General features: G+C 68.8%; 20 protein-coding genes and 1 pseudogene. 11 read left to right on the forward strand and 10 right to left on the reverse strand.

Annotated elements, in window-relative coordinates; translation table 11 throughout:
* Positions 1–187 precede the first annotated feature (187 nt).
* A complete protein-coding gene (locus E3O54_RS01705) occupies positions 188–2,368 on the forward strand; it encodes a DEAD/DEAH box helicase (RefSeq protein ID WP_134400808.1) in 2,181 nt (726 codons plus the stop codon).
* A 112-nt stretch (positions 2,369–2,480) separates the two neighbouring features.
* The gene (locus tag E3O54_RS01710) at positions 2,481–3,509 is read left to right on the forward strand and encodes a 6-phosphofructokinase (RefSeq protein WP_104101064.1); all 1,029 of its coding nucleotides are present in this window, start codon (positions 2,481–2,483) and stop codon (positions 3,507–3,509) included.
* A gap of 89 nt (positions 3,510–3,598) precedes the next feature.
* Here the strand turns inward: E3O54_RS01710 and E3O54_RS01715 are convergent, their stop codons facing one another.
* Positions 3,599–3,853 (reverse strand): mycoredoxin, encoded by a 255-nt coding sequence (locus E3O54_RS01715; RefSeq protein WP_104101065.1) that lies wholly within the window; start codon positions 3,851–3,853, stop codon positions 3,599–3,601.
* Between the two features lie 61 nt (positions 3,854–3,914).
* Between E3O54_RS01715 and E3O54_RS01720 the strand changes: the two genes are divergently transcribed.
* From E3O54_RS01720 to E3O54_RS01730, 3 genes are all read left to right on the forward strand, one after another.
* Positions 3,915–4,388 carry an 8-oxo-dGTP diphosphatase gene (locus tag E3O54_RS01720; protein WP_134400809.1) on the forward strand — a complete coding sequence of 158 codons (474 nt, stop codon included), beginning with the start codon at positions 3,915–3,917 and terminating at the stop codon, positions 4,386–4,388.
* Positions 4,389–4,477: 89 nt separating this feature from the next.
* Complete coding sequence (locus E3O54_RS01725) at positions 4,478–5,680, forward strand: inorganic phosphate transporter (RefSeq protein WP_134374668.1); 1,203 nt, start codon at positions 4,478–4,480, stop codon at positions 5,678–5,680.
* Complete coding sequence (locus tag E3O54_RS01730; RefSeq protein WP_134374666.1) at positions 5,677–6,006, forward strand: peptidase; 330 nt, start codon at positions 5,677–5,679, stop codon at positions 6,004–6,006. The genes E3O54_RS01725 and E3O54_RS01730 overlap by 4 nt, the downstream gene beginning before the upstream one ends.
* Positions 6,007–6,271: 265 nt before the next feature.
* Here E3O54_RS01730 and E3O54_RS01735 read toward each other — a convergent pair whose 3' ends face one another.
* Positions 6,272–7,552, reverse strand: a complete 1,281-nt coding sequence (locus tag E3O54_RS01735; protein ID WP_134400810.1) for a uracil-xanthine permease family protein — start codon at positions 7,550–7,552, stop codon at positions 6,272–6,274.
* Between the two features lie 102 nt (positions 7,553–7,654).
* Between E3O54_RS01735 and E3O54_RS01740 the strand changes: the two genes are divergently transcribed.
* The 3 genes from E3O54_RS01740 (at position 7,655) to E3O54_RS01750 (ending at position 11,253) form a co-directional block, all read left to right on the forward strand.
* Positions 7,655–9,184 carry a carboxylesterase/lipase family protein gene (locus E3O54_RS01740; RefSeq protein ID WP_241976713.1) on the forward strand — a complete coding sequence of 510 codons (1,530 nt, stop codon included), beginning with the start codon at positions 7,655–7,657 and terminating at the stop codon, positions 9,182–9,184.
* Positions 9,185–9,323: 139 nt separating this feature from the next.
* Complete coding sequence (locus E3O54_RS01745; RefSeq protein ID WP_134400812.1) at positions 9,324–10,829, forward strand: NCS2 family permease; 1,506 nt, start codon at positions 9,324–9,326, stop codon at positions 10,827–10,829.
* Positions 10,830–10,947: 118 nt separating this feature from the next.
* Positions 10,948–11,253: a hypothetical protein gene (locus E3O54_RS01750; RefSeq protein WP_233191409.1), complete on the forward strand. Its 306-nt coding sequence runs from the start codon at positions 10,948–10,950 to the stop codon at positions 11,251–11,253.
* 28 nt (positions 11,254–11,281) lie between these two features.
* Here the strand turns inward: E3O54_RS01750 and E3O54_RS01755 are convergent, their stop codons facing one another.
* The 5 genes from E3O54_RS01755 to E3O54_RS01775 form a co-directional block, all read right to left on the reverse strand.
* Entirely contained in the window at positions 11,282–12,028 is a 747-nt protein-coding gene (locus E3O54_RS01755; RefSeq protein WP_104101273.1) for a FadR/GntR family transcriptional regulator, read from the reverse strand.
* Between the two features lie 67 nt (positions 12,029–12,095).
* Positions 12,096–12,887, reverse strand: a complete 792-nt coding sequence (locus E3O54_RS01760) for a 3-oxoacyl-ACP reductase (RefSeq protein ID WP_166784834.1) — start codon at positions 12,885–12,887, stop codon at positions 12,096–12,098.
* Positions 12,888–12,922: 35 nt separating this feature from the next.
* Positions 12,923–14,284 (reverse strand): aldehyde dehydrogenase, encoded by a 1,362-nt coding sequence (locus E3O54_RS01765; RefSeq protein ID WP_134400813.1) that lies wholly within the window; start codon positions 14,282–14,284, stop codon positions 12,923–12,925.
* A complete protein-coding gene (locus E3O54_RS01770; RefSeq protein WP_198411411.1) occupies positions 14,281–15,108 on the reverse strand; it encodes a gamma-glutamyl-gamma-aminobutyrate hydrolase family protein in 828 nt (275 codons plus the stop codon). Before E3O54_RS01770 ends, E3O54_RS01765 begins: the two co-directional genes overlap by 4 nt.
* Positions 15,095–16,462 (reverse strand): glutamine synthetase family protein, encoded by a 1,368-nt coding sequence (locus tag E3O54_RS01775; protein WP_134342064.1) that lies wholly within the window; start codon positions 16,460–16,462, stop codon positions 15,095–15,097. The genes E3O54_RS01770 and E3O54_RS01775 overlap by 14 nt, the downstream gene beginning before the upstream one ends.
* Before the next feature lie 220 nt (positions 16,463–16,682).
* Between E3O54_RS01775 and E3O54_RS01780 the strand changes: the two genes are divergently transcribed.
* Positions 16,683–18,230, forward strand: coding sequence for an amino acid permease (locus E3O54_RS01780; RefSeq protein WP_104101074.1), 1,548 nt, complete (start codon positions 16,683–16,685; stop codon positions 18,228–18,230).
* A gap of 438 nt (positions 18,231–18,668) precedes the next feature.
* Entirely contained in the window at positions 18,669–18,950 is a 282-nt protein-coding gene (locus E3O54_RS01785; protein ID WP_134342063.1) for an alpha/beta fold hydrolase, read from the forward strand.
* Between the two features lie 112 nt (positions 18,951–19,062).
* Here the strand turns inward: E3O54_RS01785 and E3O54_RS01790 are convergent.
* The 3 genes and pseudogenes from E3O54_RS01790 to E3O54_RS01805 all read right to left on the reverse strand — a co-directional run bounded on the left by E3O54_RS01790 (position 19,063) and on the right by E3O54_RS01805 (position 22,380).
* Positions 19,063–19,872 (reverse strand): annotated as a pseudogene (locus E3O54_RS01790) (glycosyltransferase family 2 protein).
* A 13-nt stretch (positions 19,873–19,885) separates the two neighbouring features.
* Positions 19,886–20,761, reverse strand: coding sequence for a fumarylacetoacetate hydrolase family protein (locus tag E3O54_RS01800; protein ID WP_233194206.1), 876 nt, complete (start codon positions 20,759–20,761; stop codon positions 19,886–19,888).
* A complete protein-coding gene (locus E3O54_RS01805) occupies positions 20,758–22,380 on the reverse strand; it encodes a DNA-3-methyladenine glycosylase 2 family protein (protein ID WP_134342092.1) in 1,623 nt (540 codons plus the stop codon). Before E3O54_RS01805 ends, E3O54_RS01800 begins: the two co-directional genes overlap by 4 nt.
* A gap of 189 nt (positions 22,381–22,569) precedes the next feature.
* On the opposite strand from E3O54_RS01805, the gene E3O54_RS01810 reads away from it, so the two are divergent.
* Positions 22,570–23,961 (forward strand): FAD-binding oxidoreductase, encoded by a 1,392-nt coding sequence (locus tag E3O54_RS01810; RefSeq protein WP_104101076.1) that lies wholly within the window; start codon positions 22,570–22,572, stop codon positions 23,959–23,961.
* Positions 23,962–23,968 lie beyond the last annotated feature (7 nt).

Consider the following 23,968-nt stretch of genomic DNA (forward strand, 5'->3'; position numbering starts at 1 on the left):
TATTCGCGTCGAAAAAGCCCGATTACCGTCTTGACCGTGCCGCTGCATCCCAAATGCCGGTGGCGCAAATAGGGTTGGCACGTTGCTCGATTCAGGCTTCGACGTATCGATCGCACCGGTGTCCACGGATGCCGCACCACGTCGAGCACGGCCTTTGTCTGCTGTGCTGCTGTGAAGTTGGAGAAGAATGGCTTACACCCGCCACCAGGCCGCCGGTTCGAACAACCGTGTTGCCGCCGAAGGTCGCGCTCGGCAGCGACCTCGTTCCCGCGACGATGACGCCCCCATCATTCCCATCCTCGCCCGCAAGGTGCGCGAGGTGGAGGCGAAGGCGCAGGTCGGCGCCAAGCTGGGCCCGACCAACCGCACCAAGTACCAGGTCATCGCGCTGCTCATGCGCGAGGAACGTGCCCGGGTCAAGGGCGACAAGGACCTCACCGACGCGAACCGCGCGGAACTGCTGAAACGCCTTGACGGCATCGCCCAGATCCTGGCGAAGACCGCGGCCCGCGACACCAGCCTGATCACCCTGCTGGAACCGGATGCCGGCGTGTCCACGGTCGCGCAGCGGTTCCGCCGCGACTGGCTGCTTGAGTCCGGCGCCGAACTCACCCCCGACGAACTGATCATCACCCGCGAGGCCGAGGCCAAGCCGGAAATTCCGGTCAACCAGGTCATCCCTCAGTCGGTCAAGGCTCGCCAGCTCGCCAACCCGTTCCTCGCGCCCGATTTCAGCGCCGCGACGGCCCAGCCGGTCGTCTCCGGCCGTCGCCTGGCCAACTGGGAACTCATCGGCCCGCTGTTCAAATCCTTCGAGTATGGTTCCGGCGGTCAGGCCGCCAGCATGGACCTGCCCGAGGCACCCCGCGTCGACCGGCTCTCGCCTCGCGGCATGGAGCTGATGCGCCACCAGGCCCGGTTCGTCGAAAGCGCGCGCCTGGGCCACCGCAGCTACCTGCTTGCCGACGAGCCGGGGCTCGGGAAGACGGCGCAGAGCCTGCTCGCGGCATCCGTCAGCGGGGCCTACCCGCTGTTGGCCATCGTTCCCAACGTCGTCAAGATGAACTGGGTGCGCGAGGTCGCACTGTGGACGCCGAACCGCCGGGCCACCGTCATCCACGGCGACGGCGACACGCTCGACGCCTTCGCCGATGTGGTCATCGTCAACTACGACGTGCTCGACCGGCACCGCACCTGGCTGGGCACCCTGGGCTTCAAGGGCATGGTCGTCGACGAGGCGCACTTCATCAAGAACCTGCAGTCGCAGCGCTCCAAGCACGTGCTGGCCCTGGCTGAGCAGATCCGGCGCCGCACGCCCGGTGGCAACCCGCTGCTGATGGCTCTGACCGGAACCCCGCTGATCAACGACGTCGACGACTTCCGGGCGATCTGGCAGTTCCTCGGTTGGCTCGACGGCGACAAGCCGGCCCCCAGACTCATGCAGAAGCTCGAAGCGATCGGGCTGACCCCGGCCGACTCCGGGTTCTACAGCGCCGCGCGTGCCGCGGTGATCGACCTTGGCATCGTGCGCCGCCGCAAGGTCGACGTCGCCGCCGACCTGCCGGCCAAGCGCATCGCCGACATCCCGGTCGAGCTGGACGACGACCTCGGCCGCTCCATCCGCCAGGCCGAGCGGGAGCTCGCCGCCCGCCTGGTCACCCGGTACCACTCCCTCGTCGCCGCCCGCCATCCGGGCCAGACGCCGCCCGTCCTCGAGGGAGAGCAGCGAGCCGCGTTCATCCGCGCGGTTGCCCACGCCGAACTCGAGGAGTCGAAGGGGCAGACGACCGGTGAGAACGTCTTCACCATGGTGCGCAAGATCGGCCAGGCCAAGGCCGCCCTCGCGGCAGACTACGCCGTGCAGCTGGCGCACTCGGTGGGCAAGGTCGTCTTCTTCGCCAAGCACATCGACGTGATGGATGCCGCCGAGGACATCTTCGCCAAGCGCGGCCTGCGCACGGTCTCCCTGCGCGGCGACCAAAGCGCACTGGCCCGCCAGGCCGCCATCGACTCCTTCAACGATGACCAGGGGGTGGCCGTGGTGGTCTGTTCCCTCTCTGCCGCCGGAGTCGGCGTCAACCTCCAGGCCGCCTCCAACGTCGTGCTCGCCGAGCTCAGCTGGACTGCCGCCGAGCAGACACAGGCCATCGACCGGGTGCACCGCATCGGCCAGGACGAGCCGGTCACCGCGTGGCGGATCATCGCCGCCCACACCATTGACGCGCGCATCGCCGAACTCATCGGCAGCAAGCAGGGCCTCGCGGCCCGCGCCCTGGACGGCACCGTCGACGAGATCTCGTCCGCCGATTCCGTGCAGGCCAGCGCCCTGATCTACCTGCTGACCCTGGCACTCGACGGGGAGTTGTAGAACGCGCCCCTCACCGGCGTGGATTTGAACCGGGCCTCGTTTGGGGTCCATCATTGAGTGGCGGCGGTGTGGGCGCCAATCTGATCACTTGTGCAACAAGGAGCAACGACAAATGAAAATTGGTATCCTCACCAGCGGCGGAGACTGCCCCGGCCTGAACGCGGTTATTCGCGGTTCCGTCCTTAAAGGCATCCGCGTCCTCGATGCCGAATTCGTCGGCATTCGCAACGGATGGAAAGGCCTGGTCGAGGGCGACTTTATGACTCTGGACCGGCACAGCGTGCGCGGTCTCTCCCGTCAGGGTGGCACCATCCTCGGTAGCTCCCGCACGAACCCGTTCGAGGGTGAAAACGGCGGCCCCATTAACATTCAGAAGACGATGGACGCGGAAGGAATCGACGCGATTATCGCCATCGGCGGCGAGGGCACCCTCACCGCGGCACGCCGACTGACGGATGCCGGACTTCAGATCGTCGGCGTTCCCAAGACCATCGACAACGACCTCGAAGCCACCGATTACTCATTCGGCTTCAACACCGCCGTCGAGATCGCCACCGAGGCCATCGACCGACTGCGCACCACAGCCGAATCCCACGGCCGCTGCATGATCGTCGAGGTCATGGGCCGCCACGTGGGCTGGATCGCCCTGCACTCCGGCATGGCCGGCGGCGCCCACGCCATCCTGATCCCGGAGCAGCCCCAGACCATCGAGCAGATCTGCGACTGGGTCATGCACGTGCGCGACCGCGGCCGCGCACCCGTGCTCGTCGTCTCCGAGGGCTTCAAGCTCGCCGGCATGGAGGAGGCGCTCTCGACCAAGGGCCTCGACGCGTTCAACCGCCCCCGCCTCGGCGGCATCAGCGAAATGATCGCCCCGATGATCGAGGAGCGCACGGGCATCGAATCCCGCGCCACCGTCCTCGGCCACACCCAGCGCGGCGGCGCTCCGTCGGCCTATGACCGGGTGCTCGCCACCCGCCTCGGCATGGCGGCCGTTGACGCCGTCTACGCCGGCCAGTGGGGCTCCATGGTTTCCCTGCGAGGCACCGACATGGAAATCGTCAGCATCGCGGAAGCGACCATCGGTCTAAAGACCGTGCCGCAGGCGCGCTACGACGAGGCCGCGGTGCTCTTCGGCTAAACCCGCACCAGGCGCTGAGGGGATCCGGATCGATTTCCGCCGATTGGCGGAGGTTCAACCGGGACCCCTTCGTGCGTTCCGGGACCGACTCAGGCGAGTTTGGCCTGAACCTGCGCCAGCGACGGGTTCGTCGCGCTGGAGCCGTCCGGAAAGAGGACTGTCGGAACCGTGCGGTTGCCGTTGTTCAGGCTCATCACCAGCTCGGACGTGCCGTCGACCTCCTCCACGTTGATCTCGGTGTAGGCGATGCCGGCCTTGACCAGCTGGGTCTTCAGGCGGGTGCAATAGCCGCACCAGGTCGTCGTGAACATGGTTATGGTTCCGGATTCCGGCACAAAGTTCATACTTGGATCCTAACAAACCGGCCTGAACGGGAGCAGGACCGTACCTCGTTACCATTGGTTCATGTCTCTTCCTCAGGTCTGCGTGGGCTACCTCACCCGGCGTTCTCCATCGGGGGACCTGCAGGTGCTGCTCGGCCGCAAGAAGAAAGGACTGGGCCGGGGCAACATCGTCGGCCTCGGCGGCAAGCTCGAGCCGGGGGAGTCGGCCGTGGAGGCGATGGTGCGGGAGATCGAGGAGGAGTCCGGCCTGGTCGTGGCGGCATCCGCCCTGACCCCGTTGGGTCTGCTGACCTACCTGTTTCCGCACCGGGAAGCCTGGAGCCAGGAATCGAGCGTGTTCGTCTGCACGCAGTGGAGCGGCACCCCGCGCGAGTCCGACGAGCTGAACCCGGTCTGGTTCGACGTGGCCGCGCTACCGGTGGACGAGATGTGGGACGACGCCCGGCACTGGCTGCCGGGGGTGCTCGCCGGCATTCCGGTGCGGGCCTCCTACACCTTCGGCCCCGACTTGGCCACGGTGGTCGACCCGGTTTGAATTGACCTGCTTCCCCGGGAGTGTCAGGCTTATCACAGCGGTGCAGCTTGAGATAACCCCGGCTGTCGTACACTCAGAGGAAGACGCCGGTGGATTTCACCCTGATCGTTGCGCTTGTGATTGCGCTCGCACTGATTTTCGACTTCACCAACGGCTTCCACGACACCGCAAACGCGATGGCAACCCCCATCGCGACCGGTGCCATGCGCCCGAAGGTCGCGGTGGGACTCGCCGCCATTCTGAACCTGGTCGGGGCTTTCCTCTCCACCGAGGTCGCCAGGACCATTTCCGGCGGCATCATCAACAAGGATGACGCCGGAGTTCAGATCACTCCCGAGATCATCTTTGCGGGCCTGATCGGCGCCATCGTTTGGAACCTCATCACCTGGCTGCGTGGCCTGCCGTCCAGCTCGAGCCACGCCCTGTTCGGCGGACTCATCGGCGCGACGATCATCGGCGTCGGCTCGCAGGCGGTCGCCTACGACGTCGTGCTGGCCAAGGTCATCCTGCCGGCACTGATCGCCCCGCTCACGGTGGGCATCGTCGCCTACCTCGCCACCAGGCTCGCCTACTTCATCACCCGGCGGGATTCCGGCAAGGCGGATGGCCGGGGCGGCTTCCGCTACGCGCAGATCATCTCCTCGTCGCTCGTTGCCCTCGCACACGGCACCAATGACGCCCAGAAGACCATGGGCGTCATCACCCTCACCCTGATCGCCGGCGGGATGCAGGACGTGGGCACCGGCCCGCAGCTGTGGGTCATCACCACCTGCGCGATCGCGATCGCGATCGGCACGTACACCGGCGGCTGGCGAATCATCCGGACCATGGGTCGCGGCCTCACCGACATCAAGCCGGCCCAGGGCTTCGCTGCGGAGACCAGCACCGCGGCCACCATCCTCGCGTCCAGCCAACTCGGCTTCGCGCTCTCCACCACGCAGGTCGCGTCCGGGTCGGTGATCGGCTCGGGCCTGGGCCGCCGCGGCTCGACCGTGCGCTGGGGGATGGCCGGCCAGATCGCGCTCGGCTGGGTGCTCACCCTGCCGGCGGCGGCCATCATGGGTGCCTTCGCGGCCGGACTCGCCCTGATCGGACCGATGGGCATCGTGCTCGACCTGGTGATCGGTTCCCTCGTCATCGCCGTGCTGTTTCGCCGGTCCCGCCAGAGCCGGGTCACGCACGACAACCTGCACGACATCGACGACGCCGGGCGGGTCGTGAAGATCCGGAAGACCCCCCGCAAGGCCTCCCGCACGGCCTCTCGCAAGGATCAGAAGAAGGTCGCGCTGTGATCGATTGGTCTGCGTTCCTTGTCGTCGCGCTCGCTTCTCTCCTCTCGTCCGCGGTCGTGGTGGGCCTGTATTCGCTCGGGCTGCGGTTGCTCACCACCTCCGGCCGTGTACCCGTGGTCGAACCGGCCGAATTCACGGGAGCCATCACCGTGCTCACCCCCAAGCGTGCGGCCAAGGAGGCCAAGCGCGCGCGCAAGGCCGCCGCCGGCCCACTGAGCCCTCTGCAGAAGCAGGTCGCCCTGATGGGCGCCTACGCCTGTTTCGTGCTCTGTAGCGCGGCCGTGCTCTACGGTGTCTACCTGATTGTGCCGGCCCTGCACCGCTGACCCGCTGCGTCCCTGTTCCGCTTCCCTCGCAGCGTTCCGTGCCGTAACGGGCGCTCTCGGTCGCCGCGCGGTAGCTGCGCCGCTGCGCTGGTGGCACGCCACGTGCGGAACGGCGCTACACGCTCGCAACGCCGGATGACTGCGCGACCTGGTCCGTCAGGCTGGCGGTGCACCCCGTGGAGCTGGGTGCACGGTAGACGGTGCGCCGCGAGCCAGAACATGCGCCGCGAGCCACTACCTGCGGCGCTGCGGAGGGCCGCGGATGCTACCGTGCGGTGCCGCGCACCCGGGCCACCCACGTCATCAGGTGGTAGATCACGATGGCGGCGACCGTGCCGAGCGCGATGCCGTTGAAGCTGAGGCTGCCGGCCGTGAAGGTGTAGTCGGCGATGCCGATGATCAGCGCGGTGGCCGCGGTGAACTGGTTGACCGGCTTGCTGAAGTCGACCTTGTTGTCGAGCCAGATCTTCACGCCGATGATGCCGATCAGGCCGTAGAGGGCCGTGGTGACGCCGCCGAGCACCCCCGCCGGGATCGTGTTGATGACCGCACCGATCTTGGGGGAGAGTCCGAGCAGCACCGCGGTGATGCCCGCGACCCAGTAGGCGGCCGTGGAGTAGATGCGGGTGGCCGCCATGACGCCGATGTTCTCGCCATAGGTGGTGGTGCCCGATCCGCCGCTGAAGCCGGCGAGCATCGTGGCCAGACCGTCGGCCATCAGGGCGCGACCCGTGAAGCGGTTCACCGTCACATTCGTCATCTGGGCAACGCCCTTGATGTGGCCAACGTTCTCGGCCACCAGCACGAGCACGACCGGCAGGAACGCCGGCAGCACGCCGAGGGCGGCGGACGGATCCGCGAACGGGTTCATCGCCGCGGTGAACTGGGGCAGGCCGATCCAGGCAGCCTCGCCCACCCCGCTGAAGTCGACCTCGCCGGCCACCACGGCGGCCACATAGCCCACGATCACGCCGATGAAGATGGACAGCCGGCCCAGGATGCCTCGGAACACCACGGTCGAGAGGATCACGGCGAGCAGGGTGATCAGCGCGGTGAGTGGGGCCAGCTCGAAGTTCGACTTGGCGACGGGCGCCAGGTTGAGGCCGATCAGGGCGACGATGGCCCCGGAGACGACGGGCGGCATCAATGCGTCGATCCAGCCGGTGCCGGTGAGCTGCACGATCACGCCGATCAGGGCCAGGAGTAGGCCGACGACGATGATGCCGAACAGGGCGCTGCCCATGCCCGCGCTCGCGGTCGCGGCGGTGATCGGCGCGATGAAGGCGAACGAGGAGCCGAGGTAACTGGGCAGCTTGTTGCGCGTGATTACCAGGAAAAGCAGGGTGCCGATGCCCGAGAAGAGCAGCGTCGTGCTGGGTGGGAAGCCCGTGAGCAGCGGTACCAGGAACGTGGCACCGAACATGGCGATGACGTGCTGGGTGCCGATCCCGATGGTCAGCGGCCAGTTCAGGCGCTCGCCGGGGCCGACGACATCCGTGGCTCCGACCGTTTTTCCGTCACCGTGCAGGGTCCAGGGCAGAGCCATGTGTTTCTCGTTTCCGTGTCGTACGTAATCCCGATGGTAGTGAACAATTAAGATCGGACGGTGAGACCATCCGTTCAGCCTGCCCAAGCAGAGCCACTCTCGGTGAGGATTGAAACCGGCTTGCTGCACGGAATCCGGGTGCGCGGGGTGCGCCAGTGGCGCGGGATTCCCTACGCGGCCGCCCCCGTGGACGAGCTCCGATTCCGCGCTCCGCAGCCGGCCTCGCCTTGGCCGGGCGAACGAGATGCAAGCTCCTTCGGCCCGGTCGCCACGCAGAGCCACCGCGGCCAGTTCATCGGCGCGAAACCGACGATCCCGCAAAGCGAGGACTGCCTCAACCTCAACGTGATCGCTCCCGACGAACCGGTCGACCCGCGGATGCTGCGGCCCGTCATGTTCTTCATCCACGGCGGCGCCTACAGCGTCGGGTCCTCGCGGGAGGTGCCCCGGCAGGGTGAGGGGCTCGTGCGGCGCGGCGGCATCGTCTATGTCAGCCTCAACTACCGGTTGGGGGCGCTTGGCTACATCGACTTCAGCCGTTACTCGACCGCGGAGCATGCCTTCGAGAGCAACCTCGGGCTGCGCGACCAGGTGGCTGCGCTCGGCTGGGTGCGGCGCAACATCCGCGCGTTCGGCGGCAACCCGGATGCCGTCACCCTCTTCGGCGAATCGGCCGGAGCCAACGCCGTGACCACCCTGATGACCGTCCCGGCCGCCGCCGGACTCTTCCAGCGCGCGATCGCGCAGAGCGCCCCGCCGAACGCCGTCTATGCCCCCGATGTCACCGCCGAGTGGGCCACGGACTTTGTGCGGCTCCTGGCCCGGCGCACCGGGCAGGCCGACCCGACGAACTCGCCCACCACGGTGACGAATGCCGCTGCCCTGCTTCTGCAGGCCGACCCGGAACATCTGGCCGAGGCCACGAGCGACCTGACGCGGCGCGCCCCGGACCGGTACCCCGGCACGATCCCGCTCTCGCCCGTGATCGACGGCGACTTCCTGCCTGAACGACCTCTCGACGCCTTCCGCGACGGCCGTGCCCACCGGATTCCGCTGATCATCGGCACCAACTCGCGGGAAGGTTCGCTGTTCAGTGGGCGCATCGACATCCTCGCCACGACGCCCGGGCGCATCCGCGCCGTGTTCGCGAACACCAAGAAGAAAGCTCGCACGCGCCTGCGGGCGCAGTACCCCGGGATACCCGCGCTGCGGCCCGCCCTCGATTTCGGTGGTGATTTTTCTTTCTGGTACCCGAGCGTGCGCGTGGGCGAACGGCACTCCCGGTATGCCCCGGTGCGCTTCTACCGCTTCGATGCCGCGCCGCGCCTGGTGCGTTTGATGGGGCTCGACGCCACGCACGGCCTCGAGCTGTTCCCGCTGTTCGACCGGCTCGACGGCTGGTTCGGCCGCGGCATGACCGCGCTCGGCGGTCGCCGCGACTTCCAGCGGATCGGTGCCCGGATGCAGGGTTGGTGGCTCAGTTTCGCGGCCTCCGGGGTGCCGGATGCGGCCTGGCCGCTCTACGACGAGGCCGAGCGTCTGACCCTGGTCATCGACGCCGTCGACCGTGTCGAGTCCGACCCGCGCGGGGACCGCCGCCGGGCCTGGGACGCCTTCGTGCCGCACATCTGAGCTCGGCGTGCCACAGCCCGGAAGCCCGGCCGGTTGCCTCCGCGGGCCGTCCTCGCCCAGCCCCGCGGAATCGGCCCGCGCTCCGGGGCCGTAAACTGAGGAACTGAGAATCAGCTGAGTCGGACACCAGGAGCACCCCATTTCTGAAACAGAGACCCACACGTCATCCACGCCTGCCCCCAAGCCGGACGCCCCGGCGGGCACGAACCCGGGGCTCAAGGCCCGCATCGATCGGTACTTCGAAATCACCCGGCGCGGCTCCACCTACGGCCGGGAAATCCGCGGCGGTCTGGTGACGTTCGTCACGATGGCCTACATCGTGATCCTCAACCCGCTCATCCTCGGCGGCTTCAGCGCCGACCAGGCCGCGGTCGACGTGGCCGGCGGATGGCTGCCCAACGGCCAGGTTGCCGCGGTCACCGCCCTCACCGCCGGCGTCATGACCATCCTGTTCGGCGCCGTCGCCCGGCTTCCCTTCGGTTTCGCCGCGGGCCTCGGCATCAACTCCTTCCTGGCCGTGAGCGTCGTCGGCCAGGTGACCTGGCCGGAGGCCATGGGCCTCGTGGTCATCAACGGGCTCATCATCGTGCTGCTCGCCTCCACCGGCCTACGCGAGCTCATTTTCAACGCCGTGCCGCGCCAGCTGAAGATCGCCATCACGGTCGGCATCGGCCTGTTCATCGCCTTCATCGGCCTGGTCGACTCCGGCTTCGTGCGCGCGAGCGGCGCCGCGTCGCCGCCCGTGCAGCTCGGCGACAACGGCTCCGTCGTGAGCCTGCCGACCGCCGTGTTCGTGCTCGGCCTGATCATTCTCGGCATCCTGGTCGCCCGCAAGGTGAAGGCGGCCCTCCTGATCGGAATCGTCGCCACCACGCTGATCGCGGTGGTCCTCGAGGCGATTTTCAAGGTCGGGCCGTCATTCGGGCAGAACCCCGACGGTTGGAACCTGAACGCTCCGGTACTGCCGACCTCCATCGTCTCGCTGCCCGACCTGAGCCTCGTCGGACAGGTCAGCTTCGGCGCCTTCGACCGGATCGGCATGCTGGCCGCGTCGATGCTTGTTTTCACGCTCGTCTTCACGAACTTCTTCGACGCCATGGGCACCATGACCGGCCTGGCCAGCGAGGCCGATGTGGCCGACGAGAAGGGCAACTTCCCGCGCCTGAAATCCGCCCTGATCGTCGAGGGCGTCGGCGCCGTCGTCGGCGGTGCCACCTCTGCCTCGTCGAACACGGTGTTCATCGAGTCCGGTGCCGGCATCGGCGAGGGTGCTCGCACGGGACTGGCCAACATCGTCACGGGACTGCTGTTCCTCGCGGCCATGTTCTTCACCCCGCTCACCCAGATCGTGCCGCTCGAGGTGGCCGCGGCCGCCCTCGTGATCGTCGGCGCGATGATGGTGTCCCAGATCCGGTTCATCGACTTCACGGAGTTCTCCATCGTGCTACCGGTGTTCCTCACGATCATCGTGATGCCGCTGACCTACTCGATCGCCAACGGAATCGGGGCCGGCTTCATCACCTGGGTGCTGGTGCGTTCGTTCTCGGGGAAGGCGCGCGAGATCAGCCCGTTGCTCTGGGTGGTCGCGGCCGGCTTCCTGGTCTTCTTCGTGCGCGGCCCGATCGAGGTTCTGTTCGGCGCGTGACCGCGTGGCCGCCCCCGGCCCGATTCGGGGGCTAACCCCATGGGTGCCAAAACGGATGCTCCGTAGTGTCGTTGGGAGAGCGGCATCCGTCGCTCCCCATCGAAACGGAGAACCGCCCATGTCAACCATCGCTCCCGACCAGGCTCCGGTCTACACTGCCGAGCCCGTACCCCCGCGGAGCAGCACCCTGGCCGTGTCGAGCCTCGTGCTCGGCCTCGTGTCGATCGTCGCCGGCTGGACCTTCCTCGTGCCCATTGCCGGCCTGGTCGTCGGCATCCTCGCCCTCGGACGGGAACCGCAGGCGCGCACCCTGGCGATCTGGGGCATCGTGCTCAACGCGGTGCTGCTGGCCGGCTCGCTGCTGCTCGTGCTGCTGGCGCTGGCCCTCGGCCTGCTGGCGCTGCCGTTCGCGTTCTTGATCTGACCTCGATCTGGCCCGGCGCGGCCTCGCGCTACTCCAGGAAGCCGCGCAGGAGCAGGGCGGTGCCGGCCAGATGCTCGGCCATCGCCTGCGCGGCGGCGTCGGGCCGACCGGTCAGGATCGCGGTCACGATCTGCTCGTGCTGCCGGTCCGAGTGTGCGATGTTCGGTCCGAGTGACGGGATGTTGTCGAGCAGTTCGTTGATCCGCATCCGCACTTCGGCCAGCAGCGGCACGAGCGACGGTGAGCCGGCCAGCTCGCCGATGGTGAGGTGCAGCCTGGAGTCCAGTCGGCGGTAGTCCTCGCCGGTGGCGCCGATCGAGTCGGCCAGGCTGTTCCACAGCACTTCCCGTTCGCCGGGCGACAGGGTGCGCGCGGCGGCATGCCGGGCGGCGCCCTCCTCCAAGATTTCCCGGAGCGCGAGCGCGTCCTCGATCTCGGCCACGGAGATGTCCCGGCGCGCCGGCAGTCCACGCTCGTGGCCTCGGCCGGGCGTCTGCTGGGGCAACGAATCGTTGACGAAGGTGCCGCCGTAGCGGCCGCGTCGGGAGACCAGATAGCCGGCCTCGGCCAGGGATGCGATCGCATCCCGCAGCGTGTCCCGACTCACGGCGAGCATGGCGGAGAGTTCGCGTTCGGCCGGCAGTCGTTCGCCGGGCGCGACGAGTCCCAGCCGCACGGTCTGCAGCAGCCGCTGCACGGTCTCCTCGAAGGCGTTGCCACTGTGCACGGGGCGCAGCAGCAGTCCACTGTCGAGCCCGGGCTGTTCGTCGTCGATCACTGTTCTGGTCCTGGCTCCTGGTCGAACTTCCAGTCCATCACGGTTTCCGCACCCTCCCGCACCGCTACATCGGCGTCACGTAGGCCGAGCTGATGCCGCCGTCGACAAGGAACGTGGAGCCCGTGATGAACGAGGAGTCATCGCTGGCCAGGAACGCGACCGCGGCCGCGAGCTCCTCGGGTTCCGCGAACCGGCCGACTGGGATGTGCACCAGCCGCCGGGCCGCGCGCTCCGGGTCCTTCGCGAATAGCTCTTGCAGTAGCGGGGTGTTCACCGGGCCGGGGCAAAGGGCGTTGACCCGGATGCCCTGGCGCGCGAACTGCACGCCCAGCTCGCGGCTGAGCGCGAGCACGCCGCCCTTCGAGGCGGTGTAGGAGATCTGACTGGTCGCGGAGCCGAGCACGGCCACGAACGAGGCCGTGTTGATGATCGACCCGCGGCCCTGCTTCACCATGTAGCGCAGGGCGGAGCGGCAGCACAGGTACACCGACTTCAGGTTGACGTCCTGCACCCGTTGCCAGGCCGGTAGCTCGGTCGTCTCGATCGAGTCGTCGTCGGGCGGGGAGATCCCGGCATTGTTGAACGCGATGTCGACGGAGCCGTAGGTGAGATAGGCGGTGTCGAAGAGGTTGTTGACCTCGCCCTCGTCGGTGACATCCACCTTGACGAAGAGGCAGTCGAGCTGGTCGGCCGCCGCGAGCCCCGCCGCCTCGTCGAGGTCGCCGATCACAACCGTTGCTCCTTCCGCGGCGAACCGTTTCGCCGTGGCCAGGCCGATGCCGCTGGCGCCGCCTGTGATCACGGCGACCCGGCCCGCGAGCCGCTGGGTGAGGTCGATGGGGGTGAGGGTGCTCATGCTGGCTCCTTGGGGTTCGTCTGAGGGTGTGGCGTCTAGTCGACGGCGATGAAGACGTTCTTGGTCTCGGTGAACGACAACGGGGCGTCCGGGCCCAGTTCCCGGCCGAGGCCCGACTGCTTGAAGCCGCCGAATGGAGTCGTGTAGCGCACGGAGGAGTGCGAGTTGACGGACAGATTGCCGGATTCCACGGCCCGCGCCACTCGGATCGCCCGGCCCACGTCGCGGGTCCAGATCGATCCCGAGAGGCCGTAGTCGGTGTCATTGGCGAGGTTCACGGCGTCGTCCTCACCGTCGAACGGCAGCACGGTGACGACGGGTCCGAAGATCTCGTCGGTGACGCAACGGTCCGTGCGGGAGTCCGGGGTGAGCACGGTCGGCGGGAACCAGAAACCCGGTCCGGTCGGGGCGCTGCCCCGGAAGGCCACGGGGGAGCCCTCCGGCACATAGGCCGAGACCGCGGCGTGGTGCGCGGCCGAGACGAGCGGGCCCATCTCGGTGCTCTCGTCGGCGGGATCACCCACCCGCACACCGGCGACGGCCGGCTCGAGCAGCTCGAGAAATCGGTCGTAGACGCTACGCTCCACCAGGATGCGGCTACGGGCGCAGCAGTCCTGGCCGGCGTTCTCGAACACCCCGGAGGGTGCGGTGGCGGCGGCCTTCTCCAGGTTGGAGTCGGCGAACACGATGTTGGCGCTCTTGCCGCCGAGTTCCAGGGTGACCCGTTTGACCTGGGCGGCGCAGCCGGCCATGATCCGCTTGCCGACATCCGTCGACCCGGTGAAGACGACCTTCCGCACTTGGGGGTGCGTCACGAACCGTTCGCCGACCACCGATCCGCGGCCCGGCAGCACCTGGAACAGCCCCTCGGGCAGGCCGGCCTCCCGGGCGAGTACGCCCAGATGGATGCTGGAGAGCGGCGTCCACTCCGCCGGCTTCAGCAACACCGCGTTGCCAGCCGCGAGGGCGGGAGCGAAACCCCAGGCCGCGATCGTCATCGGGAAGTTCCACGGGGTGATGATGCCGACCACACCCAGCGGTTCCTGGAAGGTCACGTCGAGACCGCCGGACACCGGGATCTGCCGCCCGAAGAGTCGCTCGGGGGCGGCCGAGTAGTAAGTCAGCACGTCGCGCACATGGCCGGCCTCCCAGCGCGCCTGCATGATCGGATGCCCCGAGTTGGCCATCTCGATGCGGGCCAGGTTCTCCCGGTCCCCGTCCACGGCCTCCGCGAAGCGGCGCAGAACGGCAGCCTTGTCGGCCGGCGCCACCCGGGACCAGAGCCGCTGCGCGGCCACCGCCCGGGAGACGGCCTCATCGGTCGCATCCGTGTCGAGGTGTTCGACCACGGTGACTGTGGTTTCGTCGGTCGGGTTGATCACGGTGTAGCTGCTCACAGGGTGTCCCTTTCCTGATCGTGGTCGTGGTTGTGGTTGTGGTCGTTCTCGTGGTCACGGGCCGCTCGGTAGCGGGCGGCCGCGTCGACGAGGCCCGCGAAGAGACGTAGGTCGTCGTGCTGTTCCGGATGCCACTGCACGGCCAGCCCGAACGGGACATCGGTGAGTTCCACGGCCTGCACGACCCCGTCGTGAGTGCGTGCGGACACGGTGAGGCCGGCGCCGATCCGGTCGATGGACTGGTGGTGGTAGACGGGAACGGGAAGCGGCACGTCCAGGGCGTCGAGCAGCCCGTGCAGCCGCGACTCGGGTTCCACGTGCACGTCCACGATGTTGAAGACGCCGCCGCCGGCCTGGTAGCCGCCGTGGCCCACGACGTCGGGCAGGTGCTGGTGCAGGGTGCCGCCCTGTGCGATGTTGAGCATCTGGGCGCCGCGGCAGATGCCGAGCAGCGGCAGCTCCCGGTCGATGGCCCGGTGGATCAGCTCATGCTCCCAGGCGTCACGGTCCCGCCGCGGCTCGTCGGTTTTCGTGTGGGCGGCCTGACCGTAACGCGCCGGATCGACGTCCTTGCCGCCGGTGATGACCAGGCCGTCGAGGCCGTCGAGCACCCGGTCGGCAATGGCCGCGTCCACGGGCTGCGGCGGCAGCAGCACGGCGATGCCGCCCGCGCGGATGACCGAGTCGAAATAGGCCTGGGGCAGGAAGGCGGCCGGCACGTCCCAGACACCGGTCTGGGACTGCTCGAGATAGGTGGTCAGGCCGATCACGGGGCGCGGGTCGGCACCGGGGCGCGGTGCGGTGCCGGGGTCAGAGGCGCTCAAAGCCGCGCACCCGCTCCCAGTCGGTCACCGCCGCGTCATAGGCTTCCAGCTCGATCCGCGCGTTGTTGAGGTAGTGATCGACGACCTCGTCGCCGAATGCCTCCCGGGCGATCGTGGATGTCGCGAACAGCGCTGTGGCCTCCCGCAGCGAGGCCGGCACCCGCTCGGCGCCGCTCTCGTAGGCGTTGCCGACGAAGGCATCGTCGAGTTCGAGTTCGTTCTCGATGCCGTAGAGGCCGGCCGCGATCAGTGCGGCCACGGCCAGGTACTGGTTCACGTCGCCGCCGGGCACTCGGTTCTCCACCCGCAGGCCGAGGCCGGCCCCCACCACGCGCAGGGCGCACGTGCGGTTATCGAGCCCCCAGGCGATCGCAGTCGGCGCGAAGCTGCCGCTGACATAGCGCTTGTAGGAGTTGATGTTCGGTGCCGAGAACAGGGTCAGCTCGCGCATCACCGCGAGCTGGCCGGCGAGGAAGTGACGGAACAGCGTCGACATGCCGTGATCGGCATCCTTGTCGGCGAAGACCGCGGATCCGTCGGTGCCGCGCAGGCTGATGTGGATGTGGCAGCTGTTGCCCTCCCGCTCGTTGAACTTGGCCATGAAGGTCAGGCTCTTGCCGTGGGCATCCGCGATCTCCTTGGCGCCGTTCTTGTAGATGGAGTGGTTGTCGCAGGTGGCCAGGGCGTCGGTGTAGCGGAACGCGATCTCCTGCTGGCCCAGGTTGCACTCACCCTTGACGCCCTCGCAGTACATGCCGGCGCCGTCCATGGCGTTACGGATGTCCCGCAGTAACGGTTCCATCCGGGTGGATGCGAGCAGCGCATAGTCGATGTTGTAATCGCTGGCGGGGGTCAGGTCGCGGTAGCCCTTCTTCCACGCCTCCCGGTAGCCGTCGTCGAAGACGATGAACTCCAGCTCGGTGCCGACATAGGGTACCAGCCCGCGGTCGGCCAGCCGGGCCAGCTGGGTTTTCAGGATCTGGCGGGGTGACGCCACGACGGGTGACTTGTCGAGCCACCGCAGGTCCGCGGTGACGAGGGCGGCCCCGGGCAGCCAGGGCGCGCGTCGCAGTGTGGCGAGGTCGGGGATCATGGCCATGTCGCCGTAGCCGCGTCGCCAGCTCGACATCTCATAGCCGTCCACCGTGTTCATCTCCACGTCGACGGCCAGCAGATAGTTGCAGCACTCCGCGCCGTGGCCGGCCACGTCTTCCAGGAAGAGCCGCGCGGAAACCCGCTTGCCCACCAGCCGCCCCTGCATATCGGTGAATGCGACGACGACGGTGTCGATGTCGCCGCCGCGAACCAGGGAGGTGAGGTCCTCAAGCGAGAGATTTCCGGAGCGGGGTGTCATCAACTTCTCCTCATCGAGCCGGTCAAAGGGTGAACATTCGACCATTAGACCACAGATCGAGCGCTGTGTGACGGCCAATTTTTGTTTCGCTCGACTCAGGAATCGGGCATGTAAAGGTATGTACAAGCCACCATTGGAGCCCTATAGTCATGCCAACGTAAACTCCCGGAGTTGCCGCTCGATCGCTGAGTTGCGCAACCAGAACGCAAAGGAATCCAGGATGTCCAAAGACACCTTGAACGTCTCGGGCGTGACCTACACGACGGCAGAGGCAGGGTACTTCGAGAAACGCAAGCTCCGCCGCAGCGCCGGGATCTGGGGGCTGTGGGGACTCGCCGTCGCCGCGGTCATTTCCGGTGATTTCTCGGGCTGGAACTTCGGCATCGATTTCGCTGGATTCGGCGGAATGCTGATCGCCTTCGCCCTCTTGATCGTCATGTACTACGGCATGATCTTCGCGATCGGGGAGATGGCGTCGGCCATGCCGCACACGGGCGGCGCCTATTCCTTCGCCCGGGCGGCGCTCGGGCCCTGGGGCGGTTTCGTCACCGGCCTGGCCGAGACCATTGAGTATGTCGCGACCACCGCCGTGATCGTGTACTTCTCGGCGTCCTACGCCGACGGCATCACGAGTGAGCTGCTCGGAGTCTCACTGCCCGCCTGGGCGTGGTGGGCCATCCTCTACGCCGTATTCATCGGCCTGAACTCGGCCGGCGCCGCGATCTCGTTCAAATTCGCGATCGTGGTCTCGATCATCTCCATCGGCATCCTGCTGGTGTTCTCGGCAATGGCGGCCTTCTCCGGGCTCTTCAGTGTGGACAACCTCTTCGATATCGCCCCGGAGGCCGGCCAGTCCGAGTTCCTGCCCTTCGGCGTGGTGCCGATCCTGTTCGCCCTGCCCTACGCCATGTGGTTCTTCCTCGGAATTGAGGAGCTGCCGCTGGCCGCGGAGGAATCCCACGACCCGGTGCGGGACATCCCGCGAGCCGGTCTGATCGCCCGCACGACCCTGATCGTGACCGGGCTCCTGGTGCTGGTGCTCAACACCGGGATAGTCGGGGCCTCGAACATCGCCACCGCCGGGGAGCCACTGCTCGACGGCTTTCGGGCGATGGTCGGCGACGAGGCGGCCGCTGTGCTGGCCCTGTTCGCCCTGGTCGGACTGCTGGCCTCCCTGCAGGGCATCATGTTCGCGTACGGGCGCAACATGTACTCACTGTCGCGGGCCGGCTATTATCCGAAATTCCTCTCCCTGACCGGCCGCCGCCAGACTCCGGCGGTGGCGCTGCTCGTGGGGGCCCTGATCGGCTTCGTGGCCCTGATCCTCGTCGACTCGCTCGGCGGCGCCGGCGGCGTGGCCGGGGCGATCGTGCTCAACATCGCCGTTTGGGGAGCCGTGATCGCCTACATCCTGCAGATGATCTCGTTCGTCGTGTTGCGCCGAAAGTACCCGAATGCGAACCGGCCCTACCGCAGCCCGTGGGGCGTACCCGGGGCGGTGATCGCGGGCATCCTCTCGCTGGCGATCTTCTTCGGGTTCTTCATCAACGAGCCGGCCCGCCCGGCCATCGCGGCCATCGCCGTGGTCTACGTGGTCATGCTGCTGATCTTCGCGCTCTACGGGCGCAAGCGCCTCGTGCTCTCCCCGGAGGAAGAATACGCGGTGTCCGGCGGCCTGCACGGCGACCCGCAGAAGGAAGGCTACGGCGGCGCCGTGGAGGAGCAACTGCTCGCGCTCGACGGCCGGGACGACCAGCGCGCGCCGTAGCCGAACGAGTTTCGATCGATTGGTTGGGTCGCCCTCCGCGGGTCAGAGCTGACGCACCCGCGTGGACGCTGTTCAGCACAGGCGGAGCGACCTGCCGGTGTTGAACCAATTCGACGGAGATTCTCGGGGAAAACGGCCATTTCGACGTGGTGAGGTCCGTTTTCGGCAAAATCTCCGTCGAATTCGTTCGGGCTGCGGGGCGGGAGCGCTACCGTGACGCCATGTGCGTCTGGGAGTGGCGTTCCCGCGGCCGGCCGGGTTCCGCGCCGGCCGCTCGGCCGGCAGGGAACCCGGCCGATGTGATGGTGCTGCGCGACCACACCCTCCCCGGCCGGGACTGGACGGTGCTGCCCGCAGGCAGCCGCGCCTTCTGGTTCCCGGCGCCGAGCGGGAACCTCGCCGCCTTCGAGCTGGGCGACCCCGGCCGCTCCGAGAATCGTGCTGCTGCCCGGCGCGACCGGCTCCAAGGAAGACTTCGTGCTGTTGGCCCCGCTGCTGGCCGACGCCGGCTACTTCGTGCAGAGCCACGACCTGGCCGGGCACTACCAGGCGTGCGCGGCCGGGCCCGGCGGCACCGAGCCCTGGGACTACGCCCCGTTCGTGGCCGACCTGATCGTGTTCCCCGACGCAGGGCCCACCCCGGTGCACGTGCTCGGCTACTCGATCGCCGGGATCGTCGCGGAGCTGGCCCTCGCCGCGCTTTACCGGGCGGCTGGCTGATCAGGCGGGCCGATTCGGCAGGCTGATCCGGCTGGTAGCAGGCTGAACCGGAGGTTGGCCGGCCGGCTGAACCGGAGGCCGGCGGGCTGATCCGATGCCCCCGCGAAACAGGTCAGTGCCCGATCGTGGGACGCCCGGCCCGGTGGCGCCGCACCGCGTACCGGGCGGCATGCCGGCGCCACGGGTTATTCTCCGGCCAGCCCTGCAGCAGGGTGCGCCCGCCCCACCGCGCCCGGCGGGCGATGGCGCTCCAGGAATCGAAGGGCCGGCCGGAGATGGCTACCCGCAGGGTCGGGTCGTAGCGCACGCGCACCGCGGGGCTCAGTTTCCTACTGAGGTCGAGGTCGTCGTGGATGTCGTCGCGGTCGCGGTGCACCCAGAGGCGGGCCTCCAGCCAGACCGCCCGGCGCATGGCGAAATTCGAGCCGAAGACCGGGCGGTGCCCCAGCCAGAACGGCATCCAGAAGAAATATCCGCCGATGTAGAAGGTCCCGCCCAACCAGGCCACGAGGGTGCCGCAGCCGTAGAAATCGCCGGGGCCGGTGACCATGTCGCTCCCGGGGGAATCCGCCAGCGCGGACTCGATCCGCGCCAGCCAGTCGGCTGGCGGCACGGAGTCGGCGTCGAGACGGGCGATCACGTCACCGGATGCAGCATCCTAGCCGGCTGCCGCCGCCGGCCAGATGCCCCGCTGGGTCGCCCGCACGACCCGCGCACCCCCGAAGAGAGCGATCTCTGCCGAAGCATCCGTGCTCGCGTTGTCGACAACGATCACCTCGTCGGGCACCCGCTGCTGCCGGGCCAAAGCCGCGAGGCAGGTTCGGAGAAGGGCGGCGTCGTTGTAGCAGGGGATCACGACCGAGATCGTCATCGTCGCTGCCTCCTTTCCCGCCCGCAGCGAGCTGTCGCATTGATCCTCCATCTGGCGGTCACGGTCAGATCGCGCGGCAATGCGTGGTGAGGAACCCGATCTTGTCGATGGTGATCGTGACCGTCGAGCCGTCGCGCAGGAACACCGGAGGTTTGCGGCTGTAGCCGGCGCCGCCCGGGCTGCCGGTGGAGATGAGCGTGCCCGGCAGCAGGGTCGAGGTTTTGGAGAGGTAGGAGATGATCTCGGCGACCGAGCGCACCATGTCGCCGCTCGAGGCGTCCTGCAGGATGCGGCCGTCGACGTGGGTGGTCAGCCACAGGTCCTGCGGGTCGGCGATCTGGTCTGCCGTGATGACGACCGGCCCGGTGGGCGTGAAACCGTCGAAGGACTTGCAGCGCGACCACTGCGCCTCGGAGAATTGCAGGTCGCGCGCCGTGATGTCGTTGACGACCGTGTAGCCGAAGACATGGTCGAGAGCGTCCGCCACCGACACGTGGTGTGCGGCCGTGCCGATGATCACGCCGAGCTCGGCCTCGTAGTCGACCTGGCTGGTCAGATCGGTCGGCCAGGTGATCGTGGACTCGTGCCCGGTGAGCGAGTTGGGCCAGAGCGAGAACACGGTCGCGGCCGTTTCGACGCGCAGTTCGAGCTCGGAGGAGTGGGCGGCGTAGTTGGCGCCGATCGCGATGATCTGAGGCGGACGCAGCACGGCCGACGAGTAGCGCAGCTCGCCCAGCGGGGTGAGCGTTGCTCCCTGCGCGGCGGCGTTCTGGCTCAGGGCGCGCACCCGGTCGTACTCGTCAGAGTCCTTCTCGATCAGGTCCTGCAGATCGCGGGGGGCGTCGTCCATGATCTCGTCGAGGAACAGCGCTGCGTCGTCGAAGACGGCGGCGAGCCGCGGAGTGGATTGACCTTCAACTCTCAGGTGGGCGAATTTCACCTGTTCAGGCTATCTGGCCCGGGAGGGGTCGCGGTGCGCGGGGTAGCCGCGGCGCCTGCCGCGCGCCACAGGTGCATGCCGGCGTAGCTGCGCCACGGCGCCCAGGCGGCACCGTGGCGGGCGAGTTGCCGGGCCTCCGCGGGCAGGCCGAGCCGCCCGGCGCCCTGCAACAGGGCCAGGTCGCTGGTCAGCAGGATGTCCGGGCTGCCCAGCACGCGCAGGGCCACGTATCCGGCCGTCCACGGTCCGATCCCGGCCAGGGCGGTCAGACGGGACTCAAGATCCTCCCGGGTCTGCCCGTAGGAGAGCACCAGATCGCCGGAGCAGAGCGCCTCCGCCACGCCGATGATCGCGTCGATGCGCGCGGCCGGGCCGCGCAGCACGCCGCGGCCCTCGGTTGCGATCCGCTGGGCGGTGGGAAACAGCCGGGTCAGGGGAGCGGCGGTGGAGTCGTGGATGAAGAGGCTTTGGCTGGTGCCGGTGGTGACGCTGGTGCCGCTGGTGCCAGTGGTGGCGCTGCTGTCGCTGTCCCCTGCACCCGGGTACACGTCGTCGCCGAGCGCAGCGGCCAGCCGGGTGAGTGCCGTTCGGGCGGAGGCCACCGAGACCTGCTGGCCGATGAGCGCGCGGAACAGGGTCTCCTCGGGGTCCACGCTGCCCGGCACGCGCATGCCGGGGGTGGCCGCGATTCCGGCCGCGAGTTGCGGGTCCCTCCCGAGCGCCAGGTCGATCGCCCGGGAGTCCGCGTCCAGGTCGAGCAGGCGCCGCACCCGGCTGACGAGCGGCGCGAGGTCGGCGAGGCTGGCCAGTCGGGCGCGGCAGGCGACGGCTGGCGCGGCCGCCGTTCCCGACAGGGTCAGTTCCATCGTCGCGGGTCCGTGTGGCAGGCGCAGCGTGCGCGCGTAACGGGCATCCGTCGCCTGTTCCACCCCCGCGAGGCCTCGCGCGGCGAGGAACCGCAGCACCCCCACCCCGTCGAACGGCGCGCGCGCCGGCAGCAGCAGGTCGATGCCCGTCCCGTCACCGACCCCGAAGCCGGCCTCACCGACCCCGCCGACGCCGAGGGGCTGGGCGCGGGGCTGGGCGCGGGCGGGACGGGCGCGGCGCAGCTCGGTGGGGGTGCGCTCGTAGACGACGGCCATGGTGTCGTTGAACTGGCGCACGCTGCCGAAACCGGCGGCGAATGCGACCTCGGTGATCGGGACATCCGTGCTCGCCAGCAGCACGCGGGCGGTCTGCGCGCGGTGCGCCCGGGCGAGCGCGAGCGGGCCGGCGCCCAGCTCGGTCACGAGCACGCGGGTCAGGTGCCGTTCGCTGTAGCCGAGGCGGCGGGCGAGGCCGGGCACGCCCTCCCGCTCAACCGTGCCGTCGCTGATCAGGCGCATGGCGCGGGCGGCGAGGTCGTCACGGATGTCCCAGTCCGGCGACCCGGGGACGGCATCAGGAAGGCAGCGTTTGCACGCCCGCAGGCCGGCCTCGTGCGCGGCCGCGCTGGTGAGATAGAACGACACATTGGCCGGCTTCGGTGTGGCCGCCGGGCAGCTGGGGCGGCAGTAGATTCCGGTGGAGTGCACGCCCGTGATGAACTGACCGTCGAAGCGGGAGTCTCGGGAGGACATGGCCCGGTAGCGCTCGAAGAAGACCGGATCGAGCCCGGCAGGAGGGATGGTCACCCGGCCAGCCTGCCACCGCGAGCCCGGGCGCACCAGCGGGAATCGGCCATCGCCGGTGCCGGCCGCAGCGGCCGCGGGCCATGCCGGCCTGTGTCCGGGCCTGCCCTCCGGCACCCGGCCCGGTACTCTGGGCGCATGACCGCATTGGAGCGTCTGCAGGCCGAACTCGGCACCCACGTCAGCGTCGATCCGCGCCGGCTCGCGGCCGTTCGGGGCGACAAATCGGGCTGGGTTGCCCCGGGGATGCCGCTGGCGGTCGTCTACGCCGCATCCGTCGACCAGGTGCAGGCCACGCTGCGCATCGCGACCGAGTTTCGCGTGCCGGTGATCACCCGCGGAGCCGGAACGGGCCTGGCCGGGGGAGCGTGCGGCACGGACGGCGCCATCGTGCTGAGCGTCGAGCGGATGAACCGTATCCTCGAGATCCGCCCGGAGGATGAACTGGCCGTGGTCGAGCCGGGCGTGCTCAACGGCGACCTCAACACGGCCCTCTCCGCGCACGGGCTGTGGTTCGCGCCGGACCCGGCAAGCCGGGCGATCTCCTCGGTCGGCGGCAACATCGCCACCAACGCGGGTGGGCTGCTCTGCGCGAAGTACGGCGTCACCCGGGAGGCGGTGCTGGCGTTGACGGTGGTGCTCGCCGACGGGAGCCTGCTGGAGACCGGGCACCGCACCGTCAAGGGCGTCACCGGCTACGATTTGACCGCCCTGCTCACCGGCTCGGAGGGCACCCTCGGCGTGATCGTCGAGGCCACCGTGCGGGCGCGCGCCATCACCCTGGGTGAGACCGTCACGATCGGCGCGACGTTCCCCGACGTGGCCCAGGCGGCCGCGGCATCCGGTCTCGTCACGGCGGCCCGGCTGCGCCCGGCCGTGATGGAACTCATCGACCCGGTGGCCCTGGCCCTGATCGCGGCGTACCTCGGGCCGAACCTGTTCGAGGGAGTTCCGACTAGGGGAGCGTTCCTGCTGGTGCAGACGGATGGGCCGGCGAGCCAGGCGGAGGCGGACCAGGCGGTGGCCGTGCTGCGGGCCGCGGGAGGGGAGGTGCGCGTCTCCACCGACGCCGAATCCGCCGATCGACTGCTGGCCGTGCGGCGGGCCGCGCATCCGGCGCTGGCCGCTCACGGCGAGGTCCTGATCGAGGATGTCTGCGTGCCCCGCTCCCGGCTGGCCGAGATGTTCGCGCGGATCGCTGAGATCAGCGCCCGCACGGGCCTGCCCATCCCCACGGTGGCCCACGCCGGAGACGGCAATCTGCACCCCAATTTCCTGATCCCGTTCGATCCGGCCCGGGGCGGCGCGGAGCCGGTCGTGCCGGAGGCGGTCTGGCTGGCGGCCGACGAGCTCTTCCGTGCCGCGCTCGAACTCGGCGGCACGCTCACCGGCGAGCACGGGGTCGGCGTGCTCAAGCGGCGCTGGCTGGCCGAGGAGCTTGGCGACACGGGCTTCGCCCTGCAGCGCCGGATCAAGGCGGCGTTCGACCCGTTGGGCATCCTCAACCCGGGCACCATGTTCGAGGCGTGAGCGCGCG

The organism is Cryobacterium sp. TMT2-4 (genome assembly GCF_004402575.1).
Lineage (GTDB): Bacteria > Actinomycetota > Actinomycetes > Actinomycetales > Microbacteriaceae > Cryobacterium > Cryobacterium sandaracinum.